Below are 16367 nucleotides of genomic sequence, written 5' to 3'. Positions count from 1 at the left end.
CACGGTCCGCAATCACGCCTGTGCCAGAGTGACGGTAATGTGCCACGGTGCGATGCTGACAGCAACTCAGCATCGGAGCATGTGGCGAGCTGGTCAGGAGCCGCAGAAGTATCAAAGTCTGACAACGACTGAGCGTCGCCGAAGCTGAGGGGCATCGCGGCGACCGTCATCGTTATGATCGCGCCGCAGGTGCATTCAGGGCGACGAGCGCCGACGGACTTCTTGTGTTACGACAGGGGAAAATAACAAAGAGGCAGCTCGAACAGCTGCCTCTTTCACTTCTACTGGCAGGGGTGCTGCAAGCCGTCGTCGAGGCGTACCAGGGTGCCGGGCCGGCAGACAAAGCCATTGCGCGTCGCGTAGTCCTGCACGGGGTAGCCGTAAGCCGCGTAAGGACCACCGGAATAATAGCCCGCTCCACCATAGTAGGGTGCGGCAGCGATCGCGCCGGCCGTGCCGATCACGGCGGCACCTGCGATCCCAGCGCCGTACACCGCCCGCCGCGTCTGGCGGCGCGCGACACCCGCAACGCTCACGGGTGTCAGCGGGCGGCCGACCCGTGCCTGGGCGCTCTCGACTGACAGTGAGATGCCGCCTTGTTCAGACCAAGCGAAGGACAACAATGCCGCACACGCGAAGGAAGAAGCTGCGAGGGCGGCCTTTGTGACATATCTCATCGGCTTTCTCCATTTGCAAAGAACACCATGTGCATCCTACTTGCATCACAACGGAGAGTTTGGGTGTTTCAGCCATGGTAAATCCTCATGTCCAAGCGACAGGCGTTCAGACAATCGGGGGAGCAGCCAGGGGGACATCGTCACCCGCACGGCTTGAGATTTCCTCGAATCAACGCAGGCACCCGTTGATCTAGATCAACGTGAGTTGCGCAGCGGAGACTTGTCCTACGTTCAATGTCCGCTGAGCGCTCAATGTCTTCTCAACGAGGACCCGACGGCCGAGTGATTGCCAGGAAGCTGCCATGCGTCGTGTTGCACGTTTTGTCCACACTATTCCCGATGAACGCCCGTTAGGTGCAAAACCGTGACCGGCGGTTCATTCCTCGTCCAGTCCGCGTGGGTGACCTCAAGCGTGAACTCGCTCATCTCTGACGACGGTCAAGAAGGAGGCGCCCATTATCATGAACCCTCTGCTAAGGGAAATCCGACACACCCCGTTGCTCTGGACGCTGATATTTGTACCAGTCGTGCTGGCCGCAGCAAGGATCGTGCCCGAGGCTCACACGCTCCTGTTTGTGCTCGCGGTCCTCGCAATCGTTCCGCTTGCCGCCCTTCTCAGTCATGCAACCGAAGCCGTCTCCGAAAAGACGGGTGACGCGGTAGGCGGGTTGCTGAATGCGACGCTTGGGAATCTGACGGAGTTGATCATTGCGGTGACGGCGCTCCGTGCCGGAGAGTACATGCTGGTGAAGGCGTCGATTGCCGGCGCGATCGTTACCAATACGCTCTTCATGCTGGGAGCGGCATTTCTGTTGGGTGGCCTCCGGTACCACGTTCAGGAATACAATCGCGCCGGGGGAAGGATGTATTCGGCGTTGCTGTTGATGGCGACGATTGCGCTCCTCGCGCCGGCGGCGGTCTCCGAACTGGATGTGACGCGAGGCGAGGCGATGGCCCAGAAACTCAGCGCCGGCCTCGCAATATTGCTGATCGTGGCCTACGGATTGAGCCTGCTGTTCTCGCTAAAGACGCACAAGGAACTCTTTGCGAACGAAGCGCATGGCGAGACCGAGGAGGCCAAGTGGCCGATCGGCCTCGCGGTCGGCACGCTCCTCGTCGTCACGGTGTTGGTGGCACTGGTGAGCGAAATTTTCGTTGAGTCCGTGCAAAAGGCGGCCGAGACGTTGGGGATGAGCCCGGCTTTCGTCGGCTTCATCATCGTCGCGCTCGTCGGCGCCGCGGCCGAGATGGCGGTGGCATTTTCTGCTGCGCGCAAGAACCGCCTGGACATGAGCGTCAGCATCGCACTCGGAAGCGCTTCCCAGATCGCGCTGTTCGTCGCACCGGTACTTGTGCTTCTCAGCTACGTCATCGGGCCCAAACCGATGGATCTGCAGTTCTGGCCGGGCGCAGTGACGATGGTGATGATCGCCACCGTCACGGCCACTTTCGTCACGAACAGCGGTCGTTCGGCATGGTTCATTGGCGCTTTACTGGTGTTCATCTACGTAATATTCGCCATGACACTTTATATGGTTCCACCGGGATCGCACGGACCGGTGTGATAGAGGAGGACTGCAAATGAGTGATCTCGTCGTGATCGCGTTTCCTACGGAGGCGAAGGCGGAGGAGGTTCGTCAGAAATTGCTGGCAATGCAGAAGGAGTATCTCATCGAGTTGGGCGATGCGGCGATTGCGGTGAAGGACATCCAGGGACGCATCAAGCTAAATCAATTGATCAACACCACGGCTGCTGGTGCGGTCTCGGGCACCTTTTGGGGAACCCTTATTGGCCTGATCTTTTTAATGCCGTTGGCCGGGGCGGTCCTCGGGGCAGCGTCTGGCACGCTTGGCGGATATTTGACAGATGTCGGTATCGACGACAAATGGATGAAAGAAACCGCTGCTGCCATCCAGCCCGGAACGGCAGCGCTCTTCGTGCTGGTGCGGAAGGTCACCGCAGACAAAGTGCTTGAGGGCCTCAAGGGAGAGGGTGGTACGGTACTAAAAACGTCTCTCGACCATACCAAGGAAGCGGCGTTGCAGGCGGCCCTGGCAGGGGTCCAGGCGGCCGTTCCTTCACCGCCGTCATGAGTGCATCATTCAGTACGAGGCACCTGCGGACGCCCCGGCTGTTTAGAGGTTATTCCTGCCCAACGCTTACACGCGTCGGTAAACGGCGTTGAAGGCTCAAGATTGGGATAAGGGGCGTCACTGTGTACCAGTTTGAGGCCAACGAAAACAGGCGCGACATGCGACTGTACTTCTACAGCTGTTCCGTTACGTTTTTTGCCCTTATCTTATGTACGCCACAGAGCACGATGGCGCAAACTCTTGCGCCGTTCCGCTATGAAGCCCAGGCGCAACGCCATTGTCCCGTGGACACTGTCGTCTGGCTCGATTTCAGAAGCGGACGCTATTACCTGAAAGGTCAGAGGCGCTACGCGTCGGGACATACCGGCAGCTTCGTCTGCAGGAATGAAGCGCGCGATAGCGGTTACCGTCGCTCGCTGCTGGGCCTGAGGTAGGCTTATGCAAGCATTCCGGAGCGGTCCTACGTGAGCTCCAGCACCAGATGCACTGTCTGGGGGTCTCGGCGCGTCGCGGGCTTGAAGCCGAACTTTCCAAATACCTTTAACATCGGTGCGTTTTCGGGCAGCACTTCTGCCGTCAATTCCTGCAGTCGGGCATCGCTCGCGATCTTGACGAGATGACGCATCAGGATCGAGCCGATGCCGCGTCCCTGCCAGGTATCGACGACGACAAATGCCATCTCGGCCCGTCCGGGCTCGAAAACAATGTACCGGCCGCCCCCGACGATGACCTTGCGGCCGGCTTCCTCCGCGACCGCGACAATAGCGACATGATTCTTGAAATCGATATCCATGAAGAAGGCGCGCTCCTTGTCCGAGAAGTGGCGCTTCATGACGAAGAAGCGGCGCTGCAGCGACTGCGCGCTGGCCTTTCCGACGGCAGCGAGCATGTCAGCCTCATCCTCCGGCCGAAGAGCGCGGATATCGATTTGGCTGCCGTCGCTGAGAAGCTCGCGCGCGGTGTAGTTGGTGGCCTCGGACATGGGGCCTCATATGCGGACAACGAGGCGTCGGCCTCGATCGGCGCCTGCCGATGAAGCCTGGGCCGGCTTGCGGTCGCTTGATCTGGATCAAGACTACTGCGCGAGAGCGGCAGGTAGCCTGACGGACAGCATGCCCGCTCTCAGATGAAGGCGCGCCCTTGAAAACCCTTCGCCAGTACTTGCCCGGAGACGACGTTATCCAGCTCATGATCCGGCTTGGATTGCTCGCTTTCCTGATCTACTGGACGTTCGTTCTGATCCGTCCCTTTATGCCGATCCTGGCCTGGAGCATCGTCCTCGCCGTCGCGCTCAATCCTGTCTTCGGTCTTCTTGCGAGGCTGCTCGGCGGTCGCCCGAGGCTCGCGGCGGTAATCCTCACCGCCGTCAATCTCGGGATAGTCATCGGGCCGGCCACCTGGCTCGGGTTGAGCGCGGTAGACGGGGTAAGGGACCTCGCCGAAAAACTCAGTGCTGGCGATCTGATAGTTCCTTCACCGCCAGGCCAAGTCAAGAATTGGCCGCTTGTCGGTCCGCAGCTTTACGAGATCTGGAATCAAGCATCCAACAACATTCGAGCAGTCTTGCGCGAGGTTGCTCCTCATCTGAAGCCCTTGGCGGGCATCATGCTCACCCTTGCGGGCAATGCCGGCCTGGGAACACTCAAGTTCCTTTTGTCTGTGGCGTTGGCCGGCTTTCTCTTTTCCCGCGGGCCGCAACTCGTGGCGGCGGGCAGGGGTTTCCTGTCCCGGGTAGTGCCCGAGCAGAGCGAACATTTTCTGGAACTGGCAGGAGCGACCATCCGCGCGGTATCCCAGGGCGTCATCGGCGTCGCAATTATCCAGTCCTTGCTGGCCGGTATCGGGTTCAAGCTGGCAGATGTTCCCGGCGCCGGCCTGTTGGCTTTCGCGGTCATGATCCTGACGATCGTGCAGATCGGCGCGGCAATCGTCCTGCTTCCCGTGATCATCTGGATCTGGGTGGACAAGGATTTCACCACGGCGCTCCTGCTGACATTGTATCTGGGCATCGTCGGCATACTCGACAACATCCTGAAACCGCTCGTCATGGGGCGCGGCCTGACGACGCCCACACTCGTGATCTTCATCGGGGTGATCGGAGGAACGCTCGCGCACGGAATCATTGGTCTTTTTATCGGACCGATCATTCTCTCCCTGGCCTGGGAACTGACGGTGGCCTGGATACGCACCGATCGCGCCGGCGCGACGCCATTGCCGGACTGACTGTCGAACGTTGACCTAAGTCAACGTTCGACTCCGCGGAGGCACCTTGAATGAATTACACGACAGTGAGGGTCGAGACATGTCGATGGACAATGCAACGTTGCCGGGCGGACCGATGTCAGGGCTTGTCGCTTCGGCCGTAGAGTACATGATGGATGCGGGCCAGCGGAGTGTCCTGTTCCTGGATGTCATGCGTCGGCGCGGCGACCAGTATCGGGAACATATTGCCCAAACCGCGCCGCATGTCCTGCAGTATGCCGCCGAGCTGATCGTCGACGGCCGCAAGCTGGATGAGCCGGTAAATTATGCGCTCGTGCGCATCATTCCTCCCAAAGATGTCGAAATTGATCTCAACCGACGACCCTTCATCGTGGTCGATCCGCGCGCCGGGCATGGTCCGGGAATCGGCGGTTTCAAGGCGGACAGCGAAATCGGCGTCGCGATGAAAGCAGGCCATCCCTGCTATTTCATCGGCTTCCTGCCGGAACCGATGCCTGGACAAACGATCGAACGCATCGCGCGCGCCGAAGCGGTGTTCATCGAGAAAGTCATCAGCCGCCATCCGCAAGCCGACGGCAAGCCTTGCGTGATCGGAAACTGCCAGGCCGGCTGGGCCGTCATGATCCTTGCGTCGCTGAGGCCGGAACTGTTCGGACCGATCATCGTCGCCGGCGCACCGCTTGCCTATTGGGCGGGTGTGCATGGCAAATACCCGATGCGCTATTCCGGCGGCCTGTTGGGAGGAAGCTGGCTGACTGCGCTGACCAGTGATCTTGGGGGAGGCAAGTTCGACGGCGCATGGCTGGTACAAAACTTCGAGAACCAGAATCCGTCGAACACGCTGTGGACCAAGCAGTACAACGTCTACTCAAAGGTCGATACCGAGGCCGAACGATACCTCGAATTCGAACGCTGGTGGGGCGGACATGTCAACCTGAATGCCGAGGAGATTCAGTTCATCGTCGACGAACTCTTCGTCGGCAACAACCTCGCCGCCGGCCGGATCAAGATGTCTGACGGTCAGACGGTCGATCTGCGCAATATCAGATCGCCGATCCTGGTATTCTGCTCCAAGGGCGACAACATCACGCCACCGCAGCAGGCGCTGGACTGGATCCTCGATCTCTACGCCGACGTTGATGAAATCAGGGCCTACGGGCAGACGATTGTCTACACGGTTCATGAAAGCGTCGGCCATCTCGGCATCTTCGTTTCCGGCGGCATCGCCAAAAAGGAACATGCGGAATTCTCCAGCAACATCGACCTGATCGACGTATTGCCGCCCGGCCTCTACGAAGCAACGTTCGAGGCCAAGGGTGACGATACCGCGAATGCCGATCTCGCCGTCGGGCAATGGGTGATGCGCTGCGAGGCCCGGACGCTGGATGACATCCGCGCCATGGGCGGCAATTCGCCGGAGGATGAACGGCGGTTTGCCGCCGCCAAGCGCGTGTCCGAGATCAATCTCGCCAACTACCAGAAGTTCGTCCAGCCCTGGATCAAGGGCCTGGTGACGCCGCAGATGGCGGAGTCGATGCGCAATCTGCATCCGCTACGGCTTCAATACGAGCTTTTCAGCAGCCGCAATCCCTTCATGCCCGCGGTTGAGTCGCTGGCGGACAAGGTGAGCGAGGATCGCAAACCTGTCTCGAAGGACAATCCGTTCATGGCGTTTCAGGAGCAGGTCTCCAAGCAGATCGTTCATGCGCTCGACGGCTGGCGCGATTCGCAGGAGGCGCTCAGCGAAGCGATCTTCCTTGCCGTCTACGGCTCGCCGGCGGTTCAGGCGGCCGTCGGAATCGATCCGCAGTCGGTACCGTCGCGCCGGCGGGAAATGTCGGCCAAGCACCGCGAGATGCTGCAGGCGCGGATCGCCGAGTTGAGATCCAGGGTCGGCGAGGGAGGTCTTCGGGAAGCGGCCGTTCGCGGCCTGCTGTATGTCGGGTCCGCCCGGGGGATGGTGGACGAGCGCAGCCTTGAAGCGCTGCGTAACCTTCGTCGCAGCGACACCGGCGCGCGGCTGACGCTGTCCGAGTTCAAGATGCTGGTCCGCGAGCAGTTCTTCATGTTGCTGCTGGATCGGGAAACTGCATTGGCCGCCATTCCGAAACTGTTGCCCGACGATGCCGATAATCGCCGTACTGCCTTTGCTGCGATCCGCGAAGTGTTGTCCGCCAGCGCCGCGATATCGGGCGAGGTCGCAAACCGTCTGCAACGCGTCGCGGAGCTGTTTGGCGTGGATGCTGAGGGATCCTCGGAGAGGGCTTCGAACGTTGCCCCTTTCGATCCCAAGGCGAAGGCGTCGTAACGCCGGTTGGAAGGATTGGGAGTGAAACGATGTCAGCCGAGACACGCCAAGCGGGAACGCCCAGCAAATATGACCGCTTGATCGCGGCGGCCAAGGCTGTTCCGCCGGTGCCGACGATTGTCGTGCACCCCTGCGACGAAACCTCGCTGCGTGGTGTCGTGGACAGCGCCGCGGTCGGTATCATCCGGCCGGTGCTGGTCGGACCCGAAGCAAAGATCAGGAGTACGGCAAGCCGGTTTGGGCTCGATATCTCAGGCTTCGAGATCGTCGATGCAGCGCATAGCGAGGAGGCGGCCGCAAAGGGCGTAGAGCTCATTCACGCTGCCAAGGGCGAAATGCTCATGAAGGGCAGCCTGCACACCGACGAATTGATGCGGAGCGTTACCGCAAAGGTGGGCGGCTTGCGGACCGCCCGGCGGATCAGCCATGTGTTCGTGATGGACGTGCCGGCCTATGCCGAGACCCTGTTTGTCACGGACGCGGCCATCAACATCTTTCCCGATCTCGATGCCAAGCGGGACATTATCCAGAACGCTATCGATCTCTATACGCAAGCCGGCTTCGGCAAGTTGCCGCGTGTGGCGATCCTGTCGGCGGTCGAAACCGTCACCTCCAAGATCCCATCCACGATCGAGGCGGCGGCGCTCTGCAAGATGGCCGATCGCGGGCAGATTACAGGCGGCATGCTTGACGGACCGCTGGCCTTCGACAATGCGATCGATGTGGAGGCCGCACGGATCAAGGGAATCAAGTCTGAGGTTGCCGGCCGGGCGCAGATCCTGCTCGTTCCCGACCTCGAGGCCGGCAATATGCTGGCGAAGAATCTCGCCTACTTCGCCAAGGCGGATGGTGCCGGCATCGTGCTCGGCGCCCGGGTACCCGTCGTTCTGACGTCGCGCGCTGACTCGGCGCGCGCACGGATGGCGTCCTGCGCGGTGGCGGGGCTCTATGCCCATGCAAGGCGTCAGCATGCTCCAACAGTTGCCGCGTGATCGCCATGGATACGATCCTTGTCGTCAATGCAGGCTCCTCAAGCGTCAAGTTCCAGGTCTTTTCGATTGAGGGAGAGGGGAAGCTACGCCGGCTGATCAAGGGCCAGATGGATGGCATTGGCAGCCGTCCTCGTCTGCGCGCGAGTGGTGCGGACAGCGATCCGCTGGCCGACCGCGCCTATCCGATCGAATCGGTCCCGGACATTCCGGCCGCGATGGGTATCGCCGGCGCATGGCTGCGGGACGAGCTTCGCATCAACCCGATGGCTGTCGGACATCGCGTCGTTCATGGCGGTCCAGATTATGACCGGCCGGTGCTGATCGACCATGGCGTCGTCGCCAGGCTGGAGCGGTTCGTCGCGCTGGCCCCGCTTCATCAGCCGCATAACCTGGCCCCGATCCGCTCGCTTTTGGCCAATTTTCCGACTCTTCCGCAGGTGGCCTGCTTCGACACCGCGTTTCACCGTACGCATGACGCGGTCGCGGATTACTATGCGATCCCGCATCAGCTTCATGCCGAAGGCGTGCGGCGTTACGGATTTCACGGTCTCTCGTACGAATATATCGCGAAGACCTTGCCTCAGATCGCACCCGAAGCCGCAAAGGGGCGGGTGATCGTCGCGCATCTCGGTAGCGGCGCTTCCATGTGCGCGCTGAAGCAAGGACGCAGCGCCGAGAGCACCATGGGCTTCACCGCCCTCGACGGACTTCCCATGGGAACGCGCCCGGGGCAAATCGACCCCGGCGTCGTGCTCTATCTCATCTCCGAAAAGGGAATGTCGGCATCCAACGTGCAGAATTTCCTCTATCGCGACTGCGGATTGAAAGGCCTCTCCGGTGTCAGTAACGATATGCGCGAGTTGGAGGCGAGCAAGGATCCCAAGGCGAAACTGGCGATCGATTATTTCGTCTACCGGATCGGGCTCAACGCCGGCATGCTGGCGGCTGCGTTGCAGGGCCTTGACTCCTTCGTCTTTACAGCCGGTATCGGGGAAAACTCGGTGGGCATCCGGGCTCGCATCGCCGATCAGCTGGCATGGCTCGGCGTTGCGCTCGATCCAGCCGAAAATTCTCGCCACGCGCGCCTGATATCGCGTTCCGACAGCCGTATTCCGGTCTACGTCATACCGACCGACGAGGAACTGATGATCGCGCAGCATACATTGGCGCTGCTGTTGAACAGGCCATCGTCCAGTGCCAGACATGAGAGGGTTTCATGATCCCCGTATTCCCCGATACCAAGGTCGCGCTGAAGGGCAAGAAGGGCCTGATCGTCGGCATCGCCAACGATCAATCGATTGCCTGGGGATGTGCCAAGGCCTTTCGTGCGCTTGGCGCCGATCTCGCCGTCACCTATCTGAACGATCGCGCTAAAAAGCATGTCGAGCCGCTCGCAAAGGCATTGGAGGCGCCGATCTTCATGCCGATGGATGTCATGGTCGAGGGCGAGACGGAGCAGGTGTTCGAACGGATCGGGAAGGAATGGGGGCAGCTCGATTTCCTGCTGCACTCGATCGCGTTCTCTCCGAAGGAGGCACTGCATGGACGCGTGGTGGACGTAGGCCGTGACGGCTTTCTCAAGACCATGGATGTCTCATGCTGGTCGTTCATGCGGATGGCCCATCTGGCCGAACCGTTGATGAAAAATGGCGGAACCATATTCACCATGACCTACTATGGCAGCCAGATGGTGGTGGAGAACTACAACGTGATGGGCGTGGCGAAAGCTGCGCTTGAAGCTGCCGTACGGTACGTGGCTGCAGAACTGGGCCCGAAGGGCATCCGCGTTCACGCGATCTCGCCCGGGCCGCTCGCCACGCGCGCGGCGTCGGGGATCCCCGAATTCGACGAGCTGATGGACAAGGCGCAATCGAAGGCGCCGGCGCGCAGTCTCGTCAGCATCGACGACGTCGGTAAAGCAACCGCGTTTCTGGCGCTCGACGGCGCCAAGCTCATCACCGGCAGCGTCCTCTACATCGACGGCGGCTATCACATCATCGATTGAGCGCGCTTGGCGCGCTCCGGCGCACCGCTTTAGCGATAGTGCAGGGCGATCAGTTCGGCGACGCAAGCCGGGCGCTTGCCGCCCTCGATCTCGATCACGAGATGATAGTTTACGCGCAAGCCATCTGGCGGCACGTCCTCCGCTTCTGATATCGTGACGCGGCCGCGCAGCCTTGAGCCCGCCGGAACCGGCGCCAGATACCGTATCCTGTCCGCACCGTAGTTCAGGGTATTGCGCAAGCCCTTCAAACCGATCACCGATCGAATGAAGAGCGGCGCGAGCGCCAGCGACAACAGCCCGTGGGCGATGGTGGTGCCGCCGGGCAACTCCCGCTTCGCGCGCTCCTGGTCGACATGGATCCACTGCTCGTCACAGGTCGCTTCGGCGAAGAGGTTGATCCGCTCCTGCGAGACCTCGATCCAGTCGCTCGCGCCAATCTCTGTGCCGACGGCGGATTTGATCTCTTTGAAGTCGCTGAATATCCGCATGTGCGTTACCCGGTCAGATCTTCATTTCGGGGACGGCGTCGGGAATGACGAGCTCCGCTTCCGTTACGGCCATAACCTCGGCGATGCTGACGCTCGGCGCGGTTTCCAGCAGGGTCGCCTTACCGTCGAGGAACGCGATGACCGCCATGTCCGTCACGACCAGGCTCACCGGCCTTGTCGATGTGAGCGGCAGGGTGCATTTGGCGACGATCTTTGATTTGCCCTTCGCGGCGTGCTGCATGGCGACGATAACCCGCTTGGCGCCGCTGACGAGGTCCATCGCTCCGCCCATTCCAGGGACCATCTTGCCGGGGATCATCCAATTGGCGAGATGTCCATGCCCGTCGACCTGCAGGCCGCCCAGGACGGTCACATCGACATGGCCGCCGCGGATCAATCCGAAGGACATCGCGCTGTCGAAGGTGCTGGCACCCGGCAGGGCGCTGATCGGTCGGCCGCCCGCATCGGTCAGAAGCGGATGAGCCAACCCTTGTTCCGGTATCGGTCCGGTGCCGATCAATCCGTTTTCCGACTGGAAGAACACCTTGAGCTCAGGCGGAACATAGTTGGCGACCAGCGTCGGAATGCCGATCCCCAGGTTTACAAGGTCGCCGGTATGGAGCTCCTGTGCGACACGCCGGGCGATGATTGTCTGTGCATCCATGGTTCACCCGTTCGTAATGAGGTAGTCGACGAGCGGCGCCGGGGTCATGACGTGGTCGGGTGCAATGACGCCCACAGGCACGATGTGTTCCGCCGTCACGATCACGGTGTCGGCGGCCATCGCCATGATGGGATTGAAGTTGCGTGCGGTCAGCGCGTAGGTGAGGTTGCCGAGGTAATCTGCCAGAAAGGCGTGAACCAGGGCGAACTTCGCCCGCAGCGCGGTTTCGAGCAGAAATGTCGTTCCGGCTACCTCGATCTGGCGCTTGCCTTCGGCAACCAGGGTGCCGACGCCGGTCGGCGTGAGCACCCCTCCGAGACCGCAACCACCGGCACGAATGCGTTCGACAAAGGTCCCCTGGGGTACGAGATCGACGGCGACCTGGTTGGCCAGCATCTGCTGCTGCGCCTTAGGATTGAGGCCGATGTGGGTTGCGGTCAGGCGCGATACGAGAGTCGCATCGAACAGCTTGCCAACGCCTTTCCCGGGTACTGCAGCGTCGTTGCTGATCACCGAAAGGTCGGTCTTTCTCTGTCTGACGACTTCGTCGAGCAGGCGTTCCGGTGTTCCGACACCCATGAATCCGCCAACCATGATGCTCGAACCGGGCGGGATCATCGCAACGGCTTCTTCAACGGAAACGGCCCTCATGACTGAAACTCCAGCCAGTAAGCGATCAATGAAAGGGCGGACGTGACTGACATGTTGATGAAGCCCTGCAGCGCTCCTTTGATCTGCATCAAGGCTTTCCGCTATTCCGCGCGAGGGATAGTAATGCCGACGCCTTCGAGCGCTTCGGCCCATAGCTTGCCAATCCCGGCGTGACGCCTTTCAAGGGCTGCGCTCAAGGTGTTACGAAACGGCGCGAGTTCCGAGCCCTTCAGGAAGAGGATTTGCGCCTGCAGCAGGCGGCCGCTCTCGAACTCGATGCGGCGCAGCGCCATCACAAAGGGATCGTCGGCGTTGGCTTCCACCGGGAGCAACGCGGCCGGCCGGATGCCGGCATGCACGGCATGCGCAAGCGTTGCCAGGCCGGCTGCCACCGCGAAGCTCCGATCCGGGATGCCTTCCATCGGCGCTGGAAACCATGCCGTCTCCCAGGACGCAGCCATATAGCCCAGGGTGAGGTCCGGCACCCACGAGGTTGCGCGCTGCAGCAGGGAAATGATTTCGCTCTCGCGATAGAGCTGCGCATTCAATTCGGTTTGCCAGGCGGAATCGAGCTTCATCGGCAGGGCGAACGCGAACTGCCTCGCCAATGCGCCGTGGGCCGAGATCAGGAACGCAGCGACGCGCGTTTGCTGTCGCGGCGGCACGCGGCATTGGGAATCCAGTGGTCCGAAAAATTCGCTCATGGATTCATTCCCTGCGTGGGAATGGCGCGTAGATGATCGTAGCCGGCTGGAAACGGAGCAAGCGCGCCGCCGGCTTCTTCCGGGGCGATCCAGACGGCCTTGTTGCCCTGCCAGCGTCCGGCCAGCACGTCTTCGGCGAATCGCGCCAGCAGATCTGCGGTCAGAGCCGGCTTCTCCAGGGTGAAGGCGTGATAGACACGTGGAATGATCACGAGCGAACTGTTGGGAATGTGGACGCGCAGGGTTTCGTGCAGGGCGCGTGGCGTCAGAAAGTCGAACTCGCCGTTCAGGATCATGGTCGGCACGCCGATTGAAGCGAGCTGCGGCGTCAGCGGCTCGAAATCAAGGAAGGATTCCATCAGGTTTTGCAGGGCGTAGACGTCGTTGACCAGCCAACCCTGGCGCTTCACGCTGTCGAGCTTGTCCAGCAACGGCTTCAGCCACTGATCCGATAAATTCATCGGCAGCAGGAGATCCTGCAGATAGCTGGTGCCGCCGAGGATCAGCCCGGTGCGCATGGCGTTGCCGAGCAGAAGGAGTTGCGGCGAGAGCTCCGCAAAGCAACTCATCGGCACCAGTCCGGAAAGCCGTTTGCCATGCGTAATGGCATAGCGAAGCGCGATCAGGCCACCGAAGCTGATCCCGCTGAGAAAGACAGGGCCGTCGCCGAGCTCGCCGATTAAGAGATCAAGCGCTGCAACCTGGTCGTCCTGATTGATGAACAGCGCCGGCTTGTCGGAAGTGCCCTGGCCAAGCAGATCGAATGTTGCGACGCGAAATTGCCTGGCGACCAGCGCGTCGCGATAGGCCGCCCACAGCTCGGCATATTGCGTGAGCCCGTTCACCAGGACATACGCGGGGCCGATGGCGGGACCGTCGAGCTCGTAGCGGATTCGGTACGATCCGTGGCTGAGGAAAGGCATCCCGGCGGTCCAGCGATATTGGTTCGCAGATCGTTGCTCGCGCCGTCCGGATTCTCTTGAGTTAGATCAAGGGTCGGGCCGGCACCGTACCTAGCCTCCGGCCAAAGGATTGCCAGGAGGAATTCGCCATGGTCGGAAGACACGCTATGCGGCGTTGCTTCATCACCCTGCTGTTGCTTTTGGTCGGTACCTCGCTCGCTGTCGCACAGCCGTTCACGCGGCGCTCATCGCAAGTGCAGCACGACGGGTTGAAGAAAACCTACGAGATCGCGGACTTCCGCCTCGGCGGCAGGTACGACCTCGCAGATCCCTCGAAGTGGGAAAATGGCGGTGAGGGTGGAACGACCCTGGAATCGCTCGGTGCCGGCAAGCTGCGGACGGCCTACATCGCAATCGGCACGCCGCGCCGCAACGCGGCAGGCGAAGTCACCAACGCCGTGATCATCAACTCGTACTATTCCGGCGATTCCACTGACATGTACGAGCAATGGGTCAAGGGTACCGCGCTGTCGGGCGGCGTGCCCGTGATCGGTTCGGGCAGGCCGATCGATACCGACCGCTACTACGTCATCATGGTCGATCCGCTCGGGACCTGGGGCGCCAGCAAGCCATCCGACGGGCTTGGCATCAAGTTTCCGCAGTACAGCTATTACGACATGGTGCAGGCGAACTATCGCATGCTGCGCGATCATCTGAAGGTCGCGCGGGCAGCGCTGATCACCGGTGTCTCGATGGGCGGCACGCAGACCTATGTCTGGGGCGTGATGCATCCGGAATTCATGGGCGCGCTGATGCCGATCGGCGGTACGACGCAATCGGACGCCGAGGATCCGGTCGGCAACTGGACCTTCCAGATGAAGACCGCCGCAATCGAGTCCGATCCGGTATGGCAGGCCACCAAGGGGGACTACTACAAACTACCCAAGGAAAAACATCCCGTGCCGGGCGTTGCCTTCGGCTGGTCGGTGCTCGGCCTGACCGGCTATGATTTTGCGTTTCGCACCACCCAGAGCTTCGCTTCGGTGCAGCCGGAAGTCTTCTACTGGGATCCGCCGAACGAGAAGGCCGGTCTCAACGTGACCAATCGCGCCAAGATTTACGACGCGGTCGATCTCGTGTGGCGCAACCGGGTCGGCGAGACCCATAACGTCAATCCCTATCTCGGCCGCATCCAGGCCCGCACCTTGGTGATGCACATCACCAATGACCTGTGGCTGAACTTCAAGCTGGCCGAGCGCGCGGTCGACCGCGTGCCGGGAGCGCAGTTGATTGCCGAGGAAAGCCCGGTCGCCCACTACGGCGTGTTCTCGATCGTCAACCACCGGAAGAACGATCCGAAGTTCGTCGCGTTCATGGACGACGTTGCGAGCCTCGACCGCGCGCAGCAGTTCGTGGACAAGAACTATCGCGTGCCCGGCGTGGCCGCGAACATCGATCCGAAGAAGTCGTTCTGGAAGGATTTCGTCACCTATCCCTATCCGGTCAAATACGCGACCGCGAAGGACAGTCGCGGCACGTCCTGGCAGATCGGCTACATGGATGAATATGCCGGCACCGACAGCAATCCGAAGGTTCTGGTCATCATCCATGGCAAGGGGGCGTTCGGCGGGCACTACGGCAACATCATGCAGTACGCCCTGCGCAGCGGCCTGCGCGTGATCGTGCCCGACCTGCCGCATTACGGTATGTCCGGGCCCGGCAATCTCGACAAGAGCCCGGCTCGCACCATGCAGGACATGCGCGAGGTCGTGTATGACCTCGTGGTCAACCAGCTCGGCGTCAAGAAGGCAGTCTATCTGGGCCACTCGCTCGGCGGCCAGCTGGTCCTCGGTTACGCCTTGACCTGGCCTGATGCAGTGCAAGCGCTGGCGCTCGAGGCGCCCGCCGGTCTCGAGGAATATCCGCGCGAGATCGCCATTTCCAAGGACAAGAAGCTGCCCCTGTTCGATGCTTCCTTCGCTCGCGACTTCGACAAATGGAAGCAGACCTGGGATCAGACCGGCATCCTTGCCTCGGAAATCGCCCGTTCCGAGCAGAACATCCGCGACTTCTACTATTTCAAGAAGCGAGATCCAGTGACCGGTGTCGTAGCTGCTTCCAAGAGCGGCTATTTCATGAACGACAGCGAGTATGCCAATTTTCATACCGACCAGCGCGTCGGGCTGACCATGGGTAATCCGAAGGAGCTCGAACAGTGGTCCAACGTCTTCATTTTCGACATCTACACCATGGTGGCGGAGCTTCAGCAGGACGATCCGAAGAACCTTTACGAACGACTCACCCAGATCAAGGTCCCGATCTTCGTCGCCTTCGGTGACAAGGAGCCGTTCATTCCGGGTACCGCCTTCAATGGTCTGACCGACCTCGGACGCGATATCATTGCGCCGTTCATGACCCGCATGACGAATGCAGGTAACCGGCCGATCCTGAAGATCTATCCGGACACCGGGCATTTCATCCACACCGACAACCCGGTGGAGTATCCCGTCGACGTCGTGGACTTCGTGACCAAGGGAACGATCGACACCAGCTCACCGCTGGCGATTGATCGAATGATCCGCGGGGCTGTCGTATCGGCACTTCCGGTGGCGCCGACGCCGCCCGGCGCGTCGCCCACGGCCGGCCTGAACAAATAGGA

General features: G+C 61.0%; 16 protein-coding genes. 9 read left to right on the top strand and 7 right to left on the bottom strand.

Annotation, left to right across the window (positions count from 1 at the left end):
• Positions 1-281: 281 nt before the first annotated feature.
• On the bottom strand, positions 282-677 hold the full coding sequence (locus NL528_RS37705) for a hypothetical protein (protein ID WP_309179415.1): 396 nt from the start codon (positions 675-677) through the stop codon (positions 282-284).
• Positions 678-1138: 461 nt separating this feature from the next.
• On the opposite strand from NL528_RS37705, the gene cax reads away from it, so the two are divergent.
• The 3 genes from cax to NL528_RS37690 all read left to right on the top strand — a co-directional run bounded on the left by cax (position 1139) and on the right by NL528_RS37690 (position 3205).
• On the top strand, positions 1139-2242 hold the full coding sequence (gene cax / locus NL528_RS37700; RefSeq protein ID WP_309179414.1) for a calcium/proton exchanger: 1104 nt from the start codon (positions 1139-1141) through the stop codon (positions 2240-2242).
• Between the two features lie 16 nt (positions 2243-2258).
• Complete coding sequence (locus NL528_RS37695) at positions 2259-2771, top strand: DUF1269 domain-containing protein (protein ID WP_074270941.1); 513 nt, start codon at positions 2259-2261, stop codon at positions 2769-2771.
• A gap of 122 nt (positions 2772-2893) precedes the next feature.
• Positions 2894-3205 carry a hypothetical protein gene (locus NL528_RS37690; RefSeq protein WP_309179413.1) on the top strand — a complete coding sequence of 104 codons (312 nt, stop codon included), beginning with the start codon at positions 2894-2896 and terminating at the stop codon, positions 3203-3205.
• 26 nt (positions 3206-3231) lie between these two features.
• Here the strand turns inward: NL528_RS37690 and NL528_RS37685 are convergent, their stop codons facing one another.
• Positions 3232-3753 carry a GNAT family N-acetyltransferase gene (locus NL528_RS37685; RefSeq protein ID WP_309179412.1) on the bottom strand — a complete coding sequence of 174 codons (522 nt, stop codon included), beginning with the start codon at positions 3751-3753 and terminating at the stop codon, positions 3232-3234.
• A 158-nt stretch (positions 3754-3911) separates the two neighbouring features.
• Here NL528_RS37685 and NL528_RS37680 point away from each other — a divergent pair, with 158 nt between their 5' ends.
• From NL528_RS37680 to fabI, 5 genes are all read left to right on the top strand, one after another.
• A complete protein-coding gene (locus tag NL528_RS37680; RefSeq protein WP_309179411.1) occupies positions 3912-4994 on the top strand; it encodes an AI-2E family transporter in 1083 nt (360 codons plus the stop codon).
• 79 nt (positions 4995-5073) lie between these two features.
• A complete protein-coding gene (locus tag NL528_RS37675) occupies positions 5074-7302 on the top strand; it encodes a DUF3141 domain-containing protein (RefSeq protein ID WP_309179410.1) in 2229 nt (742 codons plus the stop codon).
• Positions 7303-7331: 29 nt separating this feature from the next.
• On the top strand, positions 7332-8294 hold the full coding sequence (locus NL528_RS37670) for a phosphate acetyltransferase (RefSeq protein ID WP_309179409.1): 963 nt from the start codon (positions 7332-7334) through the stop codon (positions 8292-8294).
• 5 nt (positions 8295-8299) lie between these two features.
• Positions 8300-9514 carry an acetate kinase gene (locus NL528_RS37665; protein ID WP_309179408.1) on the top strand — a complete coding sequence of 405 codons (1215 nt, stop codon included), beginning with the start codon at positions 8300-8302 and terminating at the stop codon, positions 9512-9514.
• A complete protein-coding gene (gene fabI, locus NL528_RS37660; protein ID WP_309179407.1) occupies positions 9511-10299 on the top strand; it encodes an enoyl-ACP reductase FabI in 789 nt (262 codons plus the stop codon). The genes NL528_RS37665 and fabI overlap by 4 nt, the downstream gene beginning before the upstream one ends.
• A gap of 29 nt (positions 10300-10328) precedes the next feature.
• Here the strand turns inward: fabI and NL528_RS37655 are convergent, their stop codons facing one another.
• The 5 genes from NL528_RS37655 to NL528_RS37635 form a co-directional block, all read right to left on the bottom strand.
• Positions 10329-10787 carry a MaoC family dehydratase gene (locus NL528_RS37655; RefSeq protein ID WP_309179406.1) on the bottom strand — a complete coding sequence of 153 codons (459 nt, stop codon included), beginning with the start codon at positions 10785-10787 and terminating at the stop codon, positions 10329-10331.
• Between the two features lie 13 nt (positions 10788-10800).
• The gene (locus NL528_RS37650; protein WP_309179405.1) at positions 10801-11451 is read right to left on the bottom strand and encodes a 3-oxoacid CoA-transferase subunit B; all 651 of its coding nucleotides are present in this window, start codon (positions 11449-11451) and stop codon (positions 10801-10803) included.
• A gap of 3 nt (positions 11452-11454) precedes the next feature.
• Positions 11455-12102, bottom strand: coding sequence for a CoA transferase subunit A (locus NL528_RS37645; protein ID WP_309179404.1), 648 nt, complete (start codon positions 12100-12102; stop codon positions 11455-11457).
• Between the two features lie 101 nt (positions 12103-12203).
• Positions 12204-12806, bottom strand: a complete 603-nt coding sequence (locus NL528_RS37640) for a hypothetical protein (protein WP_309179403.1) — start codon at positions 12804-12806, stop codon at positions 12204-12206.
• Positions 12803-13729, bottom strand: coding sequence for an alpha/beta hydrolase (locus NL528_RS37635; protein ID WP_309179402.1), 927 nt, complete (start codon positions 13727-13729; stop codon positions 12803-12805). The genes NL528_RS37640 and NL528_RS37635 overlap by 4 nt, the downstream gene beginning before the upstream one ends.
• Positions 13730-13857: 128 nt before the next feature.
• Between NL528_RS37635 and NL528_RS37630 the strand changes: the two genes are divergently transcribed.
• On the top strand, positions 13858-16365 hold the full coding sequence (locus NL528_RS37630) for an alpha/beta hydrolase (protein ID WP_309179401.1): 2508 nt from the start codon (positions 13858-13860) through the stop codon (positions 16363-16365).
• The last annotated feature ends 2 nt before the right edge of the window (positions 16366-16367 follow it).

Origin of the sequence: Bradyrhizobium sp. Ash2021, assembly GCF_031202265.1 — a bacterium.
GTDB lineage: Bacteria > Pseudomonadota > Alphaproteobacteria > Rhizobiales > Xanthobacteraceae > Bradyrhizobium.
This window is presented reverse-complemented; position numbering and strand designations above follow the sequence as displayed.

Excerpts from the sequence above, each read along its gene's own strand:
- NL528_RS37705 (WP_309179415.1), bottom strand. The coding sequence starts at position 677 with ATGAGATATGTCACAAAGGCCGCCCTCGCAGCTTCTTCCTTCGCGTGT.
- cax (WP_309179414.1), top strand. The coding sequence starts at position 1,139 with ATGAACCCTCTGCTAAGGGAAATCCGACACACCCCGTTGCTCTGGACG.
- NL528_RS37695 (WP_074270941.1), top strand. The coding sequence starts at position 2,259 with ATGAGTGATCTCGTCGTGATCGCGTTTCCTACGGAGGCGAAGGCGGAG.
- NL528_RS37685 (WP_309179412.1), bottom strand. The coding sequence starts at position 3,753 with ATGTCCGAGGCCACCAACTACACCGCGCGCGAGCTTCTCAGCGACGGC.
- NL528_RS37675 (WP_309179410.1), top strand. The coding sequence starts at position 5,074 with ATGTCGATGGACAATGCAACGTTGCCGGGCGGACCGATGTCAGGGCTT.
- NL528_RS37670 (WP_309179409.1), top strand. The coding sequence starts at position 7,332 with ATGTCAGCCGAGACACGCCAAGCGGGAACGCCCAGCAAATATGACCGC.
- NL528_RS37665 (WP_309179408.1), top strand. The coding sequence starts at position 8,300 with ATGGATACGATCCTTGTCGTCAATGCAGGCTCCTCAAGCGTCAAGTTC.
- fabI (WP_309179407.1), top strand. The coding sequence starts at position 9,511 with ATGATCCCCGTATTCCCCGATACCAAGGTCGCGCTGAAGGGCAAGAAG.
- NL528_RS37655 (WP_309179406.1), bottom strand. The coding sequence starts at position 10,787 with ATGCGGATATTCAGCGACTTCAAAGAGATCAAATCCGCCGTCGGCACA.
- NL528_RS37650 (WP_309179405.1), bottom strand. The coding sequence starts at position 11,451 with ATGGATGCACAGACAATCATCGCCCGGCGTGTCGCACAGGAGCTCCAT.
- NL528_RS37645 (WP_309179404.1), bottom strand. The coding sequence starts at position 12,102 with ATGAGGGCCGTTTCCGTTGAAGAAGCCGTTGCGATGATCCCGCCCGGT.
- NL528_RS37640 (WP_309179403.1), bottom strand. The coding sequence starts at position 12,806 with ATGAGCGAATTTTTCGGACCACTGGATTCCCAATGCCGCGTGCCGCCG.
- NL528_RS37635 (WP_309179402.1), bottom strand. The coding sequence starts at position 13,729 with ATGCCTTTCCTCAGCCACGGATCGTACCGAATCCGCTACGAGCTCGAC.
- NL528_RS37630 (WP_309179401.1), top strand. The coding sequence starts at position 13,858 with ATGGTCGGAAGACACGCTATGCGGCGTTGCTTCATCACCCTGCTGTTG.